Origin of the sequence: Pseudoalteromonas luteoviolacea, assembly GCF_021654285.1 — a bacterium.
Taxonomy (GTDB): domain Bacteria; phylum Pseudomonadota; class Gammaproteobacteria; order Enterobacterales; family Alteromonadaceae; genus Pseudoalteromonas; species Pseudoalteromonas luteoviolacea_J.
Window position 1 is genome coordinate 1 of sequence record NZ_JAKFZS010000006.1, and the last position, 21,028, is coordinate 21,028.

The window sequence follows — 21,028 nt, forward strand, 5'->3', positions numbered from 1 at the left end:
GCTGGGCACGCATCCCTTAGATACTGAAAACGCAGCCAACAGCTTAAAACTGACGGCACTGATGTACCCGAAAAAGACCGGCACCGCATTGAGCGATTATGAGTGCGCGCGCAGAGAAAGCAGCGACCCATTTGACACTGTTTTTTCAGTTGAATTACAGCAACAAATTCAGCAAGACATAGACGAAGGCTTAATGTCTGGCGAGCAGCGCGAATTTTGGCGCCGTGCTTCGCATGTGGTTTGGGGCGTATTGGCTGTGAGTTTTTCCGTACCAACCAGCTATTATGCTGCTGGGGGATCTGGCAAAGATTTTAAAGCACACAGTGCTGATAGAAACACACAAGAAGAGAGGTTGAGATCGCAACGTTCAGAGATTCAAAAAGAAATAGACAACCTACACGACAGTATTGCATTGAAGCAACAGGAGATCAGTGCAAGGCAAGCTGCAAATGCACAAGTGCGTCAAGAGTTACAGTCTGGGTTATTTGGAGAGGGTAAATCAATACCGGATAGCATGGATCAGGTTTTAGCCAACAGAATGGAAGAGTTAGAAGCGCTTCATGATAACCATAGTCGGGCGCGTGCTAGGCTGATCCGCACCAAGCAAAACTTAAAGCTGTTACATCAAAGCGGTGAGTATTATCAAGGTAAGTCGTTTCGAGATCTTTTATTACGTGAAGTGCCACACACTCGCTATATGCATTTAGCTAAAGTGATGACAGGCGATTTGCTTACAGAAATAGATATTGATGTTAACGATTATTACTCTAACAAATTGCCTGATGGCAAAGTACCGCTTAACTTTTTAGATAAAGCCAAACGCGCCCAAGAGAGCTTGCTAAAGCTTGAACGGGCTGCAGAAGGGTTTGATAGTGCCTATGAGAGCCCGCAAACAGATCCTTTAGTAAAAGCAAAAATAGACGAATTTGCTTCTATTGAAGCGCGATTAGACCACATCCTAGAGCTGGATGGCTCTTTGGATGAAGTGCTTAAAGTGATGGAAAAACAGCAAGCTGATATAGAGGCTGGGCAAACACGCATTAAAAAAACTTTAGTGGTGATGGATTTGTCGGCTGTGGAAGAGTTGGATAGAGCCATTGAGGAAAATATTGATAAGATCGATGGAAATTTAGCCCAGGGCTTAGAAGCTGAATGGAAATTAAAGGGCCTCAGTCACGAAAATGCGGCACTGAGTAAAATGGCCAGAATGAACATTAATCCAGCGACACTAGATGCGGTGTTGAGACACCTGTTACCTGTTGTGGCCATGTTAGAGGTCACGAATTTTTTTAGTACATTTAGTGACCCTAATGCATCAACAGTAGCTAAAGCATCTGCGCTTTTAGATGCAGCGGATATTATGGGCAATATTGGCCTTAATATGGTGGAAAGAAAAGTAGGCCTGCCTTCACCAAAACAATGCTACGCAATCATACGTAATAAACCTGTTCCGCCAAGTGCGTTAGCAAAGCGCTTTTGGTGGTCATCTCAATTGAAATTTAAAGTATATGGCTCGGTGGCGGCAAACGCATTGACCTTTGTTGCCAGTGCGGTTAGTACATACGTTGCTTTTAACAACATGATATCAGCATATGAGCGCGGCGATGGTGCACAAGTCTTGTCTCAAGGCTTAATGATGACTGGGGCAGCGAGTATGACCTTGTCATCCCTTTTAGGGATATTGGCCAAATCGAGTTTGGTATTTCAGAGCGCAGCGCTTGTGTCATTGGCTTCGGGACTTGCGATTGCAGGTGTGATTATATTACTGATCGGAGCGGGTATCGCATGGGCATTTTCGGAAGAGCCGATAGAGGCTTGGCTGGAGGCTTGTCACTGGGGTAAAAGAAAGACCCGCTTTAAAAATGATGACAGTCATGATGCGACGATCCGCGCTGCCCAGTGGGAGGAAAACCCAGAGTTGGCATTGCATGATTTATACAACACGCTCTATCGCCCCAATTTATCGATTACCTCTATTAATGTGATTGGTTCCGTGAAGTTTTCATTCAGTGTGCCTCTTTCATACCCTGAAAATGGCGCAAAACTGGTATTTATGTACAAAAAGCAAGGTGGCGACAACTTTAGTATTTTATCAAGGTATCAAATTAGTCAAATGGTCGATACGATTGACCTCTATCCCAGCCGCACTGGTTGGGAGTTTACCACGACCTATTCAAAAATTAAGCACGCTTTAGGGGTTCAGCAAGATATGAGGCTTGAATTTAAAGTACTTTATGCCACTTATCCAAGAGGGATAAGCGAGCCCATCATTCATGGCACTAAGCAGGAATTTGTATTGCCTATTAGGTTTGACCGAAAGCAGGGGGGGGGGGTTGAGCAGCGTCATGGCGGCTTGTCGATGAATGCTATTTACACTCAGCCAAGCGGTTTGCTAGCCCTGTAAAGTTATTATTTAAAGCGGCTAAAAAAGCATAAAAACACTAAAAAGGAAAGTTATGAACAAAGAAGCGCTAACAGAAGAAGAAATTAGAGAGCAGCAACGAGCGGCAATGCGTTTAAGAAATCGTAATGTGACGAAATATTCAAGGTTAGGCTTTTATTATTTAGAACTATCAAAAGAGTATCTTCATCATAGTAATTATGAAGATCGTTTAGCAATGGCTGCAAAACTCAATGGTTGTGAATTCAAAGTAGCAAAACCCTTTAAACGAAAGTTCGCATCCCATGACCATACCGATATGTTTTACCACATAGGTAATTGTGATGGACAAGTGTTGGTTTTGCGCAGAGCCCCCGGAATTTGGCTTGTTTGTTTGTTTCTATCTCTTTTTTGTTTTGTCGGTGGGTTTGGTTTTTTCTTTGAAGGGGTATTCCATGGCCCGAATTGGTTAATGCCAGCTGCGATAGCTCTTTTTTGTATTGGCCCTTGGTTGACTTATAAGTTATGGAAAAAGTTGGATTGGTTAGACAAGATTGAGTTTAACCGTCATACCGGGCTTGTGCGTACCTCACATACTCTATTGCGACGGCCATTTTATGTCCCGATTGAAGACGTTGAAATGTGTGAAGGGCCAATCATTCAAGCGGCGAGAGGAGGAGGTGAAATGGGAACGGGTGGTTTAGTGTTGACTAAATACCCAGCTAAGTTTTGGTGGCGACCAACCATTGCCACTTTTGGGGGGATGGAAAAAGATCATTGGACAGCCATTTTGAAGTTTATGGATATCAATGAGCCGATACATCGAGATGTACATTTATCAATAGAAGAGCATTATAAAAAAGATAAAAACGCCATGGGTACGGGCCCTTTTCCTGAAGTGATGAAAAAGTATATTGATCCAGAAGACAAGCAAGTAAGCCGCTGGAAGGTGTGGTAGCCATGGATTGCGGGGCAAGCCCGCAACGACGGGGTTTGAGGATTGTGCTGTGATTTAGGTTATAGGTTTGTAATGCTCCTAGTTTTTGACTCTTCACTGCGGTTGCGACATTTCACCATAACTTCCCCTTGTCACTCTGAATTTATTTCAGAGCCTATAACGAGGAGAGACCTTTTAACTTAACCCGTTTTAGCAACATAGCTTCCTTTGACAAAATATGGATTGCGGGGCAAGCCCGCAATGACGGGGGGGAGGTTGAGTCGTGATTTAGGTTATAGGTTTGCAACGCCCCTAGTTTTTGGCTCTTCACTGTGACTGAGGCACTTCACCATAACTCCCTTTTTATCAGTCGTTTTTCCTACTTGAATAACCCTCAAAACGCTTTTTCATAAATTTTTTAATTTATTTATTACGGGTCCGGTCAGTCAGTGTGTCCACATTAGTAAGACTGACGAACTGCGTCAACGGATCAAAGTAGTGAAAGGAGACCTGAGCATGAATTGCTGGGGACATCAAAAACAAAACAAAAAAGCTAATTGGTGGCATCAAGCTTTGCTGCCTTTGGTGATGTTTTGTGTGCAGTGTGCATGGAGCCAAGATAAGGCTGAGGTAATGTCTTCACATACGGCTGGCTCAGCGGTTACGCACACTACGCCAGCGCAGTTGGACGATGGTAGCTTGACGATAATAGGCTCCAACGAGGTGAAGCAGGCGTTAAGTATGCTTGAAAATATGCGCCGCCGCTGTCATGAGCGTACATTTCAAGTCAGCCTCAGTCCAAACGATGCAACCATGTATCAGGTTGTCGGGACTTTATGCGCTAACGGGACTTTTGAAGACAAAACCCTACAACTGTTGTTATCTGGCGGGACTTACTCCGGTGTTTACTGGGACTTTCCTTTGAATCCGGCGGTGTATTCTTATGTTGATGCCGCGAATCAGCAAGGCTATGCGACTTTAAACTTGGCGCGCATTGGTGTGGGACAAAGCGAGAGGCCCAGTGGCAACCTCGTTGACGTTGTCTCTCATGCCCATGTGGTACATCAAGTGATCCAAGCGCTGCGTGCTGAAGATAATGAGCACACGCGTTTTGAAAAAATCATTGCGGTGGGCCATTCCTTAGGCTCGATGATTGCGATTGAGCTGGCAGCTCGTCATCCCGATGACCTAGATGGCCTAATCTTAAGTGGGTTTTTACACAACTTAAATCCTAACTTTTTTGAACTGGCGCAAAACGCCTATCACCCAGCGACTTTAGATGAAAAGTTCTTGGGGCAGTTTCCTCATCATGATTATTTCACAACGGTGCCAGATAAGCGTGCTGCGCTTTTTTATCACTCGCAGACAGCTGAGCCGCAAGTCATCATCATGGATGAACTCACAAAAGATACCTCTTCAATTGGGGAGACGGCATTTACCTTGCCGTTTACTCAAACGCTGAAAATTGACGTCCCAGTGATGCTTTTGGTGGGGGAATTTGATGCCGTGTTTTGTGGCGGCGCGCTGGATTGTAACAGTGCCAGTGAGGTTCATAGCCATCAATCTGACTTTTTTACAGCATCATCCTGCTTGCACACCAAAGTCATTCAAGATGCAGGACATAGTTTGAATTTGCATACCAATGCGCCTGCGACGTTTGCGCATATGAACCGCTGGGCGGACCGAAAAATTGGCAATGGTAAACATGAAGCGACACACCCCTGCGACGTAGATTAAGCGGATAAAAATACAAAGTAAAACCTCAAAGGTCGGCAAAAGCCCTTAGTTTGAGGCTGACATTGAGGTCAACAACCAGAAAAACATTGGAAGCGGTGAGCAGCTGCAACCAGCATAAAGTCAAACCGGGACAACTCAAAGGAGGTGATATTGTGACGAATCCCGAGCAAGCCGAACACGCGTGCAAACTACACGGCGAAGCAAGACAAAATGAGGTGCGCAGCGGCGTGTTTGAGCATACTTTTGTACTGCCAAAAACTGAGTCTCTTGCCGTGATAGAAGCCATAGTAAAACGTCACGCGAACGAAGATTATTACGTGTATGAAAACCCAGCGTCTGGTCAATGGCAGATTGCGCTGGGCATGCAGGCGGCATTGGTGGTTACTCCAACTCAGGTGACTCAGCTGCACATTGACAAGCCTTCGCTAACAGAGCCTCTCACTCAGCCTATATCTGAGTTGGCACGCAATTTTGTCAAGGCCCATGGCGGTCATGGTTGGCATACTTTTGGGCAAGCAGCATTTGAATACGCAGCGCACATTCACGGGGTGTTGATCACTGAGCAGGCTTCAGAGAAAAACTGGCCTTTATTAAGCTTAATGGTGCCCTACAGTGAAATCACCCTCAACCATCAGCACGTCACTATCCGCACTCGAGATATCACCACATTAGGCAAATTACAGACTTTATTAGCCAAAGAAAAACATGCGCTTGGTGAATATGGCGTCAGTGCCATAGATACCCGAGGCGGCCAAGCTGCTCACCAACAAGCGGCCGAAGCAGTGCTTGATGTGATCCATTCAGGGCGATGCGAAAAAGTCACGCTATCTCGTCAGGTCGCGGTGCCCAAACGCATAAATATGTTGGGGACATTTGTGCAGTCTCGGCCAATTCATACGCCGTCACGCTCGTTTTTAGTGAAATTTATGGGGCGTGAAGCGATGGGCTTTAGTCCCGAGCTCATTGTTGCGGTGAACGGACAAACCGTGTTAACAGAGCCAGTTGCAGGCACTCGGGCACTGCATAGTGCAATGGCCGACAATGCACAACTACGCAGAGACTTACACTCTGATCCCAAAGAGATTGTTGAGCATGCTATTTCAGTCCGCGAAGCCGTCACAGAGATGTCTTCATTTTCACATTCTGTGACGGTTGATAAATTCATGGCCACCCTTGAGCGCGGCAGTGTGCAGCATTTGGGCTCTGAAGTGAGCGGCACGCTCAGTGCCGGCAAAGATGCATGGCATGCCTTTGATGAGTTATTTCCTTCTATTACCGCTTCTGGGATCCCCAAAGCCGAGTCTATCGAAGCCATTTTGCACATTGAAACCGAATCAAGAGGCCTATATTCCGGCGCGATTTTAATGCTGGACGAGCACAACTTTGAGGCGTGTTTGGTACTGCGCTCTGCATTTCAAGATGCCGATAAGTCTTGGATACAGGCTGGGTGCGGCATGGTTGGCCTATCGACCCCAGAACGAGAATTTATTGAAACAATCGAAAAGTTCGCAGGTATTGCACCGTACGTAGTCTGCGAGCAGTAACGCGGCCTGTGCCGTAATTTTTGCAGGCAGCTACCTGTTTTTGAAGGTGATTGGCTTGCATTCCTTAGCTATTTTTTAGAGAGAGTCTTGATGTCTGAACTGAATATTCCAGAAAAGCTCAATGCTGCAACCGTGTTCGTCGACAGACACATAGAAGAAGGGCGCAGTGACAAGCCCGCTATTTTGTGTGAAGAGCGTGTGATCACATATCGCCAGCTTCATGAAAACGTCAACCGCTTTGGTAATGTCCTTCGAGACCTTGGGGTGCGTATTGAAGAGCGTATTGCGATGTTACTTCCCGATATCCCAGAGTTCGGATTTACCTTTTTTGGTACTATGAAAATCGGTGCGGTTGCAGTGCCACTGAATACCTTGTTAGACAGCGTTGAATACGCGCATTTACTGCGAGATAGCCGCGCCCGCGTGCTGGTTGTGCACGCATCACTTTTGGATGCGGTTGCGCCTATTTTATCTGAGCTAACATATCTTGAGCATGTTTTGGTATGTGGTGATGATAGCACGGAATATCCGAACTTAGAGGGACTGCTGGCGGGGGCATCTGCTGAACTGGAGGCCGTTGAAACGGGCCGCCATGATGTCGCTTTTTGGCTTTACAGCTCAGGCACGACGGGGTTGCCAAAAGGGATCATTCACCGCCATCAAGACATGATAGTGACCTCTGAGCGCTATGCTGTGCAGGCGCTTGGCTTGACGGGATCTGATATTTCTTTCTCTGTGCCAAAACTGTTTTTTGCGTATGGCTTAGGTAACAGTTTGTACTTCCCGCTTTGGACAGGCGGCACGGCGGTGCTATTGCCGGGTGCACCTACCCCAGAAGCGGTTTTTAACATCATTGATCGCCATCAGCCAAGTGTATTTTATAGCGTCCCGACCAACTTTACTGTGCTGTTGCAAGCCGCTGAGCGAGATGGACGAACATCGCTTGGTGATGTACGCATGTGCTTATCTGCTGCGGAGCCGCTTCCTAAGCCGTTGTTTGAACAGTGGCAAGCGCGCTTTGGTTTAGAGCTGTTAGAGGGAATTGGCTCAACAGAAGCACTGCATATTTTTATTTCAAATCGAGCAGGCAGTGCCAAAGTAGGGAGTACCGGTCAGCTGGTCCCCGGCTATGAAGCAAAGATAGTCGATGACGAGGGAGAAGAATTACCCGTTGGTGAGAGAGGCACCTTACTGATCAAAGGGGAGAGCATCACCCTAGGTTACTGGAATAACCCAGACAAAACACAGGCAACCTTATTAGGTGAGTGGTGTAACACGCGGGACACGTTTAAAGTCGATGAAGATGGCTTTTTTTATTATGTCGGCCGTGAAGATGATTTGATGAAAATAGGCGGTCAATGGGTATCGCCAAAAGACATTGAGTCGGTTTTACAAGAACACCCCGCTGTCCTTGAAACGGGCGTTGTGGGCTCTGCTGATGAGGGGATCATCACCCCAGTTGCTTATGTCTCTGTTAAAGATGGATATAGCCCTTCTGCGGATCTCGCTTTGGAATTACAGGAGTTTGTTCGAGCACATTCGGCAAGAAATCACGCGTGTTGGATTGAGTTTATCGACGAATTACCGCAAACCACGGTCGGAAAAATCCAGCGCTCGAACTTGCGAGCACTCAACGAGCTGCGCGGCGAGCACAAAAGCCAAGTGGGCTCATTTGTTGATGAGTTAGCTCAGCTTTCGTCGCCACAAGCTCAGCGCGATCATTTACTGAGCTATATCCGCACGCAAGTGGCTGTCGCACTGCGTTTAGGTGAATCACAGTTGCAAGATGCGCACATCAGTTTTTTTGAGTTAGGGATGGACTCTTTAGCTGCGGTTGCACTGAGAAATCGTTTGCAAACCGGCTTGGGTCGGGCGGTATCATCGGCGGCGTTGTTTAAACATGCGACATTAACGGCGCTGACAAGTCACGTTTTCGATCAGGTGCTTGCGAGCGAAGGCACAGCCAAAACTGCGGAGCCCGCTTTGAGCGATGCGTTACCTCAGCTGATCCCATCTGCGCAAGACCGCTCAAAACCGTTTCCGCTAACAGACATTCAGCTCGCTTATATTTTTGGTCGAGGTGACACATTCCTTGGTAACGTGGCAACACACTGGTACACCGAGATTGACTGTGATTATGACGATGAAGCCTTGGCGCGCTTTAATGCCGGCTGGCAGCGTTTAATTCAGCGCCAAGATATGTTGCGCGCAGTGATGTTACCGGACGGCAGGCAGCAGATCTTAGAGGATGTGCCTCCTTACGAGATTGAAGTGAGTAATCTTATCAACCAGCCAGCGGTCTTGGTAGAGCGCGAACTCATGGCCACACGGGATAAAATGTCGCACCAGATCTTAGACCCCTACACTTGGCCTATTTTTGAAATCAAAGCGACGCGACTTGAGAACAACCGCACCCGTTTGCATGTTGGGCTAGATCTTTTGATCATGGATGCATGGAGCATGTTCCTGATCTTTAGAGAATTACATGACATTATCTATCAGCCACACAAGCTGGAACCACTAGAAATCAACTTCCGCGATTACGTGCTGGCCGAAGAGGCATTTAAAGAAACCGCACATTACCAAAAGGCCAAGGACTACTGGTTTGCGCGCTTAGATAATTTGCCGCCTACGCCTGATCTGCCTTTTGCAATTAAACCTGAAGCGCTGAAAAGCCATGAGTTTACACACCGTGGGATCACAGTGCCTGCGGATACATGGCAAACTTTACAGGCGCGTGCAGCCAAAGTGAACTTAACGCCATCGGCCTTGCTGCTATCGGTATTTGCCGAAGTGCTGGCAATTTGGAGCAAAAATGCACACTTTGTCATCAATATCACGCTGTTTACGCGCCAGCCTTTACATCGCCAAATAAACGATGTTGTCGGTGATTTCACTTCGCTGTTGTTGTTAGAGGTGGATCATACGATTGAAGAACCATTTATTGCCCGTGCACAGCGTATTCAACAACAGTTGATGGATGACTTGGACCACAATGCAATCCATGGTGTGCAAGTACTGCGCGAGTTGGCGAGGCGACAAGGCGGCAATCAGCGCGCAGCCATGCCTGTGGTATTTAGTAGTACGTTGGGGCTTGGCTCGCTTGGTTCCGATATGTCATCAGTGAGCCAATTTGGTGACATTGCCTACACTGTCAGCCAGACCCCACAAGTATGGCTCGATTATCAAATCTTTGAAAACAAAGGCGAGTTAATCCTCAATTGGGACTGTATCGAAGAGCTATTCCCAGAGGGGCTGATTGATGACATGTTAAGCGCCTATAGCACCATGTTGTCGTCGCTTGCAAATGATGAGACCACTTGGCAGCAAAGCAAGTTTCAACCACTGCTCATGGAAAAGCAGCTTACTGAACGCACAGCCATCAATGATACTTCGGGTGATGTATCCAACGCATTATTACATGAATTATTTATCGCACGTGCTAAGACAAACCCTGATGCGCCAGCGGTGATTTCTCACGACCACAGTGTGAGCTATGGCAAATTGTTAGATCTTGCGACGCGTACCGCGCATTGGTTGCAGCGCCATGATGTTGCGCCAAATACTCTGGTGGCTGTGGTGATGGAAAAAGGTTGGGAGCAAATCGCGGCGGTACTTGGGGTGTTGATGTCAGGCGGTGCTTATCTGCCGATTGATGCGCATCAGCCAGAAGCGCGCATCAACACGATTTTGGCCGACGGTCAGGTTACGCTTGCACTCACTCAACCCCAATTTGAGCATCAAGCGCTCTCGGCGGGGATCACGCGCTTGACCCTCACAGAAGACAACCTTGCTCAAGAACAAGCACAGCTTACTCCGGTTGCGATAGGCCCAGAAGATCTGGCTTATGTGATTTATACCTCGGGCTCAACGGGCAAGCCAAAAGGCACCATGTTGCCGCATCGCGGACCAGTGAATACCATTTTAGATGTGAATCGCAAATTTGCAGTGACAGAGAACGACAGAGCAATTTGCCTCTCTGCGCTTAATTTCGATTTATCTGTGTATGACGTCTTTGGGGTGCTTGCAGCAGGCGGTGCGCTGGTAATGCCTGATCAACAAAGACTGCGAGATCCCGCTCATTGGCGAGCGTTAATGATTGAGCACAAGGTCACTGTGTGGAATACAGTCCCTGCATTACAACAGATGCTGGTGGATTATCTAGAGCCGCGTAACGAGTTGGTGCCACCAGATATGCGTTTGGTGATGATGAGTGGGGATTGGATCCCTGTTGATCTGCCTAACCGCATTCGTGCCTTGTGGCCAGATATGATGGTTGTTGGGCTAGGTGGCCCGACTGAAACGTCAATTTGGAATAACCATTATGTCATCGAAGACGTCGATCCAAATTGGCAGAGTATTCCCTATGGTAAGCCGCTGGCCAATCAAACGCTGCATGTTCTTAACCAAGACCTTGCGCCTTGCCCTGTTTGGGTCACAGGCGACCTATATGTGGGAGGGCGCGGTTTAGGAAAAGGTTTTTGGCAGGATGAGGAAAAAACCAATGCGCTCTTTATTGTCCATCCACAGAGCGGTGAAAAGCTGTACAAAAGTGGCGACCTTGCTCGGTACTTGCCAGATGGCAATTTGGAAATCATGGGACGTGCTGATTTTCAAGTGAAGATCCGCGGCCATCGAATTGAACTCAAAGAGATAGAAGCCATTTTGGCCGACCGTGGTGATATTCGCTCTGCGGTGGTCACTGCATTTGGAGAATCGCACAGCTTGCAGTCTCTTGCGGCGTACGTGGTTTTACAGGGAGATAAGGTACTTGCAGAAGATGCGCAAAGTGACTTAATCAAAGCGTTAAAGGCCCATGTCGCTGGTTTATTACCAGAGTATATGGTGCCAACCACCATCACTGTGCTGGATGCATTGCCATTATCAGCCAATGGCAAAGTGGACCGTAAAGCACTGCCAGCACCAGATCTATCCCAAAGCCTTGAAAGTGATACGCAGACTCTACCTGAGACAGAGCTTGAGCAAACTTTGGCAGAGATATGGTGTGCGCTACTTAATCGAACCCACATTGGGATCTACGACAGCTTTTTTGATGTCGGTGGCGACTCCGCTTCAATTGTGCAGCTTCACGCCAAGCTGTGGGAGGCACTAGGTCAAGAAGTGCCTATCACCAAACTCTTTGAACATCCAACCATACATGCACTGGCAGCGCACCTAGAAGGTGAAGACGTGGTTGAACATGCTGCTCGCAGTAACCGAGTTGATAAAAGGCGCACCAGTCGGAAATCAGCAAAAGATCAAAGGCAAGCACGTAGGCGCAGCCGAGCGGAGAACTCCTAATCATGAACAGACATGACAAAAAGGTCTTTTTAAGTCAGCGCCAAGTAGGGCGGGGCTCCAAGCAAAGCAGATTAATGGAAGTAACACTATGACGACTTTTGAATCGATAAGTGACTCGGATATCGCAGTGATTGGCTTGTCCTGTCGTTTTCCCGGTGCAAAAACGGCGGACGAGTTTTGGTATAACCTCAAGCACGGCGTAGAGTCTATTACTCCCTTCTCAGACGACGCGTTGCAAAAAGCGGGGATCAGTGCCTCGACGATGGCTCGGCCTGATTATGTAAAAGCCGGATCTGTGCTTGAGGACATCGATAAATTTGATGCGGGCTTTTTTGGTTTATCTCCGAAAGAGGCAGAGTCCACCGATCCACAGCAGCGCATTTTTTTAGAGTGTGCATGGGAAGCTTTAGAAGATGCGGGCTATGTTGTCGACAAAGACACATACTCTATCGGTGTGTACGCTGGCGCTGGCATGACGAGCTATTTCTTTGACCGCGTATCGGATCAACTGCCATTTTTAGAGGCGCAAGCGTTTTCAACTTTATTGGGTAATGACAAGGATTACTTGGCGACACATGCCGCGTATAAGCTGGACTTAAAGGGGCCTGCGGTCAGCATTCAAACGGCCTGCTCCACCTCGCTTGTCGCGACACATATGGCATGTCAAAGCTTGATAAATGGCGAGTGTGATATTGCGCTGGCGGGAGGAATTTCAGCCCGTGTGCCCCATGAAAGTGGGTATTTTTATCATGAGGCCATGATGTTATCTCCCGATGGCCACTGTCGTGCTTTTGATGCGCAATCGCAGGGCACAGTACCGGGCAATGGGGCTGGCGTTGTGGCGTTAAAGCGCCTGGATGATGCGCTGGCTGATGGCGATACCATATACGCGGTGATCAAAGGCTCTGCCATCAACAACGACGGTGCGGGTAAAGTTGGCTTTACCGCCCCAAGTGTTGAGGGACAGGCCGCGGTGATATCTGAGGCACAAGCCATTGCGGATGTTGACCCAGAGACCATTTCTTATGTTGAAGCACATGGCACAGGCACCAAGCTTGGCGACCCCATCGAAATTGCCGCTCTGACACGGGCATTTCGGTTTGGCACCCAGAAAAAAGGCTATTGTCCGATTGGGACGGTGAAATCTAATTTAGGTCATTTAGATGCTGCAGCTGGCATTGCTGGTTTGATAAAAACCGTGCTGTCGTTAAAGCATCAGCAGATCCCACCCAGTTTGCACTACAGTGCACCAAACCCAAGCATCGATTTTGCCAGTAGCCCTTTCTACGTTAATACCGAGTTGACGCCATGGCCACGCAAAGAGGCGCCGCGCAGAGCGGGCGTCAGTTCATTTGGCATGGGCGGGACTAATGCGCATATGGTGCTAGAAGAAGCGCCCACGGTTAACGCACCGCGTGTTAAACAGAGTACTGAGCGACAACATCATGTTTTGACCTTATCTGGAAAATCCGCACAGGCGTTGGCACAACAGGCAGGTAAGTTAGCGCAATATTTAGACAGTCACCCTGATTTGGCATTTGCGGATGTGTGTTACACCGCAGCCAATAAACGAGCACATTTCTCCCATCGGTTAAGCTTAGTTGCCAGTTCATTGGAAGACGCGAAACAGCAACTTAGAGGTAAAGAATACAGCAGTGCACAGGCCCTAGAGAAAGCGCCTAAGCTGGCATTTTTATTTACCGGGCAGGGCGCACAATATCTTGCAATGGGACAGCAGTTGTTTGAGTCTCAAGTGCTGTTTCGTGACACGCTAGAGCGCTGTGATGCCATATTGCGACCGTTAGATGTGCCATTACTTGAGTTACTGTATGGCCGAGAGACTGAAATACTCAATCAAACTCAGTATACCCAACCTGTGTTGTTTGCAATTGAATATGCACTGGCAAAGTTATGGCAGTCTTGGGGCGTGCACCCAGATGCGGTCATGGGACATAGTGTGGGTGAGTATGTCGCTGCGTGCCTCGCTGGGGTGTTCAGTTTAGAAGATGGCTTAAAGCTTATTAGTGCGCGTGGACGTTTGATGCACAGCTTGTGTCAGTCTGGCGAAATGCGCGTATTGCCTGTGGATGAAGCCAAGGCACAGACCCTGGTTGCGCCTTTTGCTGAGCGCTTATCGATTGCCGCAGTGAATGGCCCTGAAAATATTGTTATCTCTGGTGATACTGAGTCGATGGCGCGCTTGGTAACGACGCTGGAAGCACAAGGCATTCAGAGTAAAGCGTTATCGGTTTCTCATGCCTTTCACTCTGCGATGATGGCACCGATGTTAGCTGAATTTGCAAGCGTTGCGGCAAGTATTCAATTTGCCAAGCCAAGTATTCCAGTGTGCTCCAATGTCACTGGCGAGATGATAAACGTAGACATCGCAAGTGCGGATTATTGGGTGCAGCATGTGTGTGCGCCTGTGCGCTTCGCCGCTGGGATAGATACACTGCAAAGCCAAGGTATTGAGGCATTTATAGAGATCGGGCCCAAACCTGTTTTATTGGCGATGGCGAAGCAATGTTTAGCGAATGAGCATACACATATATTCTTACCAAGCTTGCGAGCAGGCCAAGATGATGAATTGCAACTATTAGAGAGTCTAGGTCAATGGCATTGCCATGGCGGGCTTGTGGACTGGCAAGCATTTGATGCAGGGTATGGGCGCCGACAAGTGCTTTTACCAACTTATGCATTTCAGCGTCAGCGCTATTGGATGGCGCCACTGAGCAAGGATAAGCAAAGCACAAGTGATGAGCTGGTTCACCCTTTATTAGGTGCACAATTACAACTTGCAGATACAGATAAGACCCGTTTTGCCAGTGAAATAAGCGAAGATTCGACACCTTGGTTGGTAAGCCATCGCGTGTTTGGTGCCGCTGTTCTGCCCGCCGCAGGCTATATTGAGATGGCACTTTGCGCAGGCGTGCAAGTGCAGGCAGACAAGACCTCTAGCATTGCAGTGGAAAATATCTTTTTTGAGCAGGCATTGATTTTACCTGAGCAGGGCACTTCGTCCATTCAGACTGTGATGTCTGCTCCTCATAATGACAGAGCTGCTCAAAGTCACGCTTTCCAGATATTTAGCCAAGATGAACACGGGCAGTGGGGCTCACATGTAACTGGTCAAGTTGTCGCTGAGCAAACCGTTTGTCAGTCTCAGAACATTGACCTTGAAGCCCTGTTATCTAGTTGCCCAAGTGAACTTCCCGTTGCTGAGCAGTACGCACTTTGGCAATCGCGAGGTTTACATTATGGGACTAATTTCCAAGGATTGGTGCAATTACATCAAGGTGAGGGCGTCGCCATTGGCAAGGTTACACTGGCCGATAACCTGCTTGCTGATGGTGCGCTGCTAAAGGCTAGCCAAAGGCTGCATCCCGCTATGCTGGATGCGTGTTTGCAAGTGATGTTTGTGCAGATGTTTGACCCGACGGAGTCAGCTGACAAGACCTGGTTGCCTGTATCAATAGACAAGGTGAGCATGTTTGGTGCAGGCAGCAACACCTTGTGGAGTGTGGTTAAGGTGATTGAGAACGCTCAATCTGGGCAACCAAGTCTCACGTTAGATATTTCAATATTTGATGAAGCGGGTAAGGCCGTTGCAAGTATTGAAGGCTTAACCGCCGTGCAAATGGATGGCAAAACACTTCGCAGTCACTTTGCACAAGGGGCAGATGATTTCTACTCATTAAATTGGGTACCAGCGCCATTGCCAGCAGCAAGTGGTGAAGCGCAGGCGCTTGGTAATTGGTTAATCTTTGCAGATCAAGCCGGAGAAGGCGAAGCGCTGGCGGTACAGTTGCAGCAACAAGGCAATAACTGCACCTTGGTATACAGTAAAACGGCCCCCGAGTTAGAGACTGTAAAGGGGGGTTACAGTAGTGAATTTACTGGCGAAAAAGTCTACATAGATGCTGAAGAAGCTGCGGACTTTGAGGCGCTTTTCGCGCATACTAATCAGCAGCATGGTGCGTTACCTGTTGGCGTGGTGCACCTTTGGAGCTTGGATACTCCAACAACTTCTGCGCTGTCATTGTCGTCACTGAACCAAGCTCAAACACATATTGGCGCCAGTGTACTGAACCTTGTGCGCGCGGCAGCGAAGCTGCAATCTGCAAAGCTATGGTTTGTTACCCGTGATGCTGTAAATGTGGGTGATGACAATCATGCGGTATCGGTTTGCCAAGCGCCGTTATGGGGCACTGCCAAAGTCATTGCACAAGAGCACCCAGATCTTTGGGGGGGAATGATAGATAGCCCCTCTACATCCGCTTTGTTAGATGAACTCAAACACACAGTACAGAGCGGGCAAAAAGAAGATCACATTGCATATCGTGATGGCGAGCGATATGTCGCGCGTATGGAAGCAAGCATCAGTGCGCCTGTGCAAGGACATATTTCTCTGTACGCAGACAAGAGCTATCTCATCACAGGTGGCATGGGTAAATTGGGACTGCATTTAGCGCGTTGGATGGTTGAAAAAGGCGCTCGTCATATTGCTTTAGTTGGACGCAACGCGCCCTCCCAATACGCGCAAGAGGCCATTAATCAGCTGCAAGGAATGGGCGCTAACGTATTCGTGATGCAGGCGGATGTGGCAAAGGACAATGAGGTTGCACAGCTTTTCCATCAGCTAAGCTCGGACATGCCGCCACTTAAGGGCATCATTCATGCCGCGGGTGTGGTAGATCGTGCTGCTTTAGTTGAGCAAAGCTGGCAGCAGTTTAACCAAGGCATGGCTGCAAAGGTACAAGGTAGCTGGAATTTACACTGTCATACCGCGTCCTTGGCGCTGGACTTTTTTGTGCTCTTTTCTTCTACGGCAGCGCAATTGGGTGGCCTCAACATGGCAAGTTATGCTGCGGGCAATGCCTTTATTGATGCACTTAGCCAATATCGCACCTCGCAAGGCTTGCAAGCGCAAAGCATCAACTGGAGCTTTTGGGCTGATGGCGGCATGGCTGGGGATACTGATGCGCAAGCAAGCTTAGGTGACTTTATGCTCTCAACTGAGCAAGGCCTCAGCATTCTTGACGCCTTACTTAGCAGCCCACAGCTCAGTCATGCATTTGTATTTCCTGGTGGCTTGCCGGCCTTTTTACAGCAGTTTTATCCTGGTGAAATACCGGCATTTTTACGTTCGTTGAGCCAAGAAAATGACGTGCCATCTCCACAGCTAGCTGTACAGCACCTTCTGGATCAAGCCGATTGGCAAGCACATGATGAGATCTTAGAAGACTTTATTCGCAAAGAACTCGCTGCGGTGCTTAAGCTCTGTCCCACGCAGCTAGACTCAACACAAGCCCTGAACTCAATGGGCTTGGATTCACTGATGACTGTTGGGCTTAGAAATCGCATCCGTGCAGAGTTGGGTGTTGATATCTCCATTGCCAAATTTATGGGCGAAGGCACCACAGTGGTGGATCTGGTCGCTGAGTTAAACCCGCCTCGCAACCTCAATGTGAAACCGCAAACAGAGCTACAAGAAGGCGAAGAGGAGTTTAAGGTATGAGCATTATGCAGACCGTACGTACCCTGTTAGCCGATTTGCAGGCGATTGATTGTCGTATTTGGGTTGAAGATGACGAGCTTATGGTGCGCACGTCTAAAGCGGGCATACCCTCTGAGTTAAAAGCACAATTGAAAGCCAACAAACAGGATATTTTGTCGTATTTGACAGCGCCATCAAGTCGCACAGTATCCGAGGCGAGAATGGCACAAACGCTTGAGGCACAGCGCAGCACAACCCATGCTGTGCAATTGCCAGCGCTTGTCAAAGGCGAGCAGACTCAGACCTTTGAGCTCTCTTACGGACAAAAGGCGTTTTGGTTTTTATATCGCAACGCACCGCAAAGCCCAGCATATAACGTGACTATGCATTGGCGCATGTTATCCAAGCTGGATTTAGCCATCTTAAAGGCGGCTTTGCAAGCTTTAGTAGATCGTCATCCTTCTTTGCGTACAACGTTTTCTGAGCAAAATGGTGAACCGATGCAAACGGTGCATCCTCAGCAAGATGTCTGCTTTGAAGTGCTAAACGTGGTTGGTGAAAGTGATGAACAAGTTTATCAGCGTGCCCGTGACGCTTATTTGCGTTTGTTTGATTTAGAAAATGGCCCGTTGCTGCGTGCGACATTATTAACGCAAGCAGAAGATAAGCATATTTTGCTGATCACCACACACCACATCATCACAGATGGTTGGTCATTTTGGAATCTGATGTCGGAGTTTTTAACGCTATATCCTGCGTTGAAAGCTGAAAAACAAGCCAACTTACCGCCTTTGGATTGGCACTACCAAGATTATGTACGCTGGCAAAATAACATGTTTTCCAGTGAGCAAGGAGATCAGTTATGGCGCTATTGGCAAAACCAGTTATCTGAGCAGCCGCCTATTCTCGACTTGCCTGCGGATAGACCAAGGCCCTTGCTTCAGACCAGTAATGGCGCATCCATTATTTTTACGTTGCCAAAAGCGTTGACCCAACAGCTTAAATTACAAGCGCGAGAGTCAGGCCACACCTTGTATGTCATCTTGGTTGCTGCTTTTCAGGTCTTACTGCATCGCTACACTGGGCAAAATGACATTTGGGTAGGGTCCGCAGCGGCAGGGCGCAGCCTTGCCGAGTTTAAAGATATTTGCGGATGCTTTTTTAACTTTATTGTACTGCGAGGCAAATTAGATTCAGATCAAAGCTTTGCATCTTTTTTGAGTCAGATGCAAAAAGCGACGCTAGAGGCGCTAGTTCATCAAGACTATCCATCACTGCTGTTAATTGAGCGTTTGAAACCGCAAAGAGACAGTAATCGCTTTCCGTTGTTTCAAGTTGAGTTTAATTTGCAGCAACCTCATGAAGAAGATGACCTCGCGCCGTTTTTCTTAGGGGCGGATGAAAATCATATCGTGCAAAGAGATGGACTGACACTTAAGCCTTTTCGAATGACGCAGCAAGAAGGTCAATTTGACTTGAGTATCGATCTGATTGATGTGGCGGGCGAGTCACTATCTGGAATATGTCGCTATAGCGCAGACTTATTTGATGCAGATCGCATAAAACGCTTGCTCGGTCATTTTGAAACCTTGTTAGCTGCCGTTGCTGAGAATACGCAAACGTCTATTGCTCAGCTGCCCCTTTTAACCGAGTCAGAGCAGCATCAACTTTTGCATCAGGGGCAAAAGGTTACGGTGAATCTGGAGCAAAGCAGCTGTGTTCATACCTTATTTGAACGCCAAGCCGAGTTATCTCCAAAAGCGGTCGCACTGACGTTTGAAAATCAACAAGTGTGTTATGGCGATTTAAACGCACGTGCCAATCAGCTTGCCCATTATTTACGTGAGCAAGGGGTTGGGCCTGAAGTGCGCGTTGGCTTGTTTGTCGAGCGCTCACTTGATGTGGTGATTGGACTGTTGGCCATCTTAAAAGCAGGTGGGGCGTATGTGCCTCTTGACCCTGATTATCCGGCAGAGCGACTCGCCTTTATGGTGCAAGATGCAGAGCTTAAGGTGCTGTTATGTCATGGCGCTACTGTCTCTCGATTACCTAAAAGCGACGCGCTTGTCGTGGATATGTCGGTGCAGGCTGATGCGATTGCAGCGCAAAGTGCGGCGAACCCAGCGCCGCTTGCTGGGTTAGATAACCTTGCTTACATCATTTATACCTCGGGCAGCACAGGCAAGCCCAAAGGCGTGTGTGTAGAGCATAAAAATGTACTGCGTTTATTCAAAGCCACCGAGCAGGAATATGGCTTTGGCAATCAAGATGTGTGGACACTGTTTCACTCTCATGCCTTTGATTTTTCTGTCTGGGAAATTTGGGGGGCACTCATATACGGCGGCCGCTTAGTCATTGTGCCATACATGACGACGCGCTCTCCTGAGTTGTTTTATCAGTTACTGCAAGCACAAAAGGTCACGATACTGAATCAAACGCCGTCTGCGTTTTACCAATTGATTGAGTACGAGCAAGCAGCCAATGTGACTCAGAGCGAGCCGTTATCGCTGCGCTGGGTGATATTTGGCGGAGAGGCACTGACACCAGCAAAGTTGGCACCTTGGTTTGAACGTCACGGTGAGCAAACACCGACCTTGGTGAATATGTATGGGATCACTGAAACCACCGTGCATGTCACGCTCAATAAGTTAAGCGCAAAAGACATTGCGTCTGCCACAAGCAACATAGGCCAGCCAATCGCTGATTTAAGCGCCTACATTCTCGATCAACATCAACACCCAGTGCCAATCGGGATCCCCGGTGAGTTGTATGTTGGCGGAGCGGGTGTAACCCGTGGCTACCTAAATCGTCAAACGCTGACAGATGAGCGGTTCATTGTAAATCCATTTCAGGATACAGCAGCGCGATTATATCGCACAGGCGATCTATGTCGTTGGTTATCCAATGGCGATATTGAATATCTTGGGCGCGTGGATACGCAAGTGAAGATCCGCGGATTTCGCATCGAATGCGGCGAGATTGAGACTGCTCTTTTATGTCATGAGGGCATTGTGGACGCCGTCGTTGATGCATGGGGTGAAGGGGAAAGCAGGCAGCTAGTTGCTTGGCTGACTGGCGCGTCATCCGCAGAGGAAAATACGACGCTAGCATGGGATGCGTTGCGTGCTCATCTGCGAACCTCGTTACCTGATTGGATGATCCCAACTCAATTTGTCTTTGTTGAGAAGTTACCTCTCACACCCAGCGGTAAGGTTGACCGAAAAGCCCTACCTGCACCGGATGCGGCGCAAAGAGATGCGCAGGCACAACGCGTTCCGCCAAAAACAGCGCTAGAAAAAACACTGGCTGATATCTGGTGTGCATTATTGACCCGTGAACACATTGGTATTCATGAAAACTTTTTTGAAGCCGGTGGTAACTCCATGTCCATCGTCCGACTTCAGTCAAAGCTCAAGGAGCAGGTTGATAAGGATGTGGCCGTGGCCAAGTTATTTGCCAATCCCACCATCTATACGCAGGCCCGCTATTTAGCCGGAGACCAGCAAAAAAGAGCCAATCGCAGTCGAGCAGGCGAACGACGCACTCGACAAGGCTCTATGAGAAAACAACAACAAACGCGGCAGCAGCGCCGTTCGAATCGTCAGACTGACATTCAGCGTTAAATAAGGAAA

7 protein-coding genes are annotated in these 21,028 nt (G+C 48.2%); all 7 read left to right on the top strand.

Annotated elements, in window-relative coordinates; all coding sequences use genetic code 11:
- Positions 1 to 2,404 (top strand): hypothetical protein (locus tag L1077_RS06715; RefSeq protein ID WP_237136128.1); only part of this gene is annotated, 2,404 nt, incomplete at its 5' end.
- Between the two features lie 52 nt (positions 2,405 to 2,456).
- A complete protein-coding gene (locus L1077_RS06720) occupies positions 2,457 to 3,338 on the top strand; it encodes a hypothetical protein (protein WP_237136129.1) in 882 nt (293 codons plus the stop codon).
- 495 nt (positions 3,339 to 3,833) lie between these two features.
- Positions 3,834 to 5,054 (top strand): alpha/beta hydrolase, encoded by a 1,221-nt coding sequence (locus tag L1077_RS06725; protein ID WP_237136130.1) that lies wholly within the window; start codon positions 3,834 to 3,836, stop codon positions 5,052 to 5,054.
- A 152-nt stretch (positions 5,055 to 5,206) separates the two neighbouring features.
- The gene (locus tag L1077_RS06730) at positions 5,207 to 6,598 is read left to right on the top strand and encodes a salicylate synthase (protein ID WP_237136131.1); all 1,392 of its coding nucleotides are present in this window, start codon (positions 5,207 to 5,209) and stop codon (positions 6,596 to 6,598) included.
- Positions 6,599 to 6,688: 90 nt separating this feature from the next.
- Positions 6,689 to 11,899 (top strand): benzoate-CoA ligase family protein, encoded by a 5,211-nt coding sequence (locus L1077_RS06735; protein ID WP_237136132.1) that lies wholly within the window; start codon positions 6,689 to 6,691, stop codon positions 11,897 to 11,899.
- Positions 11,900 to 11,987: 88 nt separating this feature from the next.
- Positions 11,988 to 17,417: a type I polyketide synthase gene (locus L1077_RS06740; RefSeq protein ID WP_237136133.1), complete on the top strand. Its 5,430-nt coding sequence runs from the start codon at positions 11,988 to 11,990 to the stop codon at positions 17,415 to 17,417.
- Positions 17,414 to 21,019, top strand: a complete 3,606-nt coding sequence (locus L1077_RS06745) for a non-ribosomal peptide synthetase (protein WP_237136134.1) — start codon at positions 17,414 to 17,416, stop codon at positions 21,017 to 21,019. The genes L1077_RS06740 and L1077_RS06745 overlap by 4 nt, the downstream gene beginning before the upstream one ends.
- Positions 21,020 to 21,028: the final 9 nt, after the last annotated feature.

What these genes read in the sequence shown, in the direction of transcription:
- L1077_RS06720 (WP_237136129.1), top strand. Translation starts at nt 2,457, where the DNA reads ATGAACAAAGAAGCGCTAACAGAAGAAGAAATTAGAGAGCAGCAACGA.
- L1077_RS06725 (WP_237136130.1), top strand. Translation starts at nt 3,834, where the DNA reads ATGAATTGCTGGGGACATCAAAAACAAAACAAAAAAGCTAATTGGTGG.
- L1077_RS06735 (WP_237136132.1), top strand. Translation starts at nt 6,689, where the DNA reads ATGTCTGAACTGAATATTCCAGAAAAGCTCAATGCTGCAACCGTGTTC.
- L1077_RS06740 (WP_237136133.1), top strand. Translation starts at nt 11,988, where the DNA reads ATGACGACTTTTGAATCGATAAGTGACTCGGATATCGCAGTGATTGGC.
- L1077_RS06745 (WP_237136134.1), top strand. Translation starts at nt 17,414, where the DNA reads ATGAGCATTATGCAGACCGTACGTACCCTGTTAGCCGATTTGCAGGCG.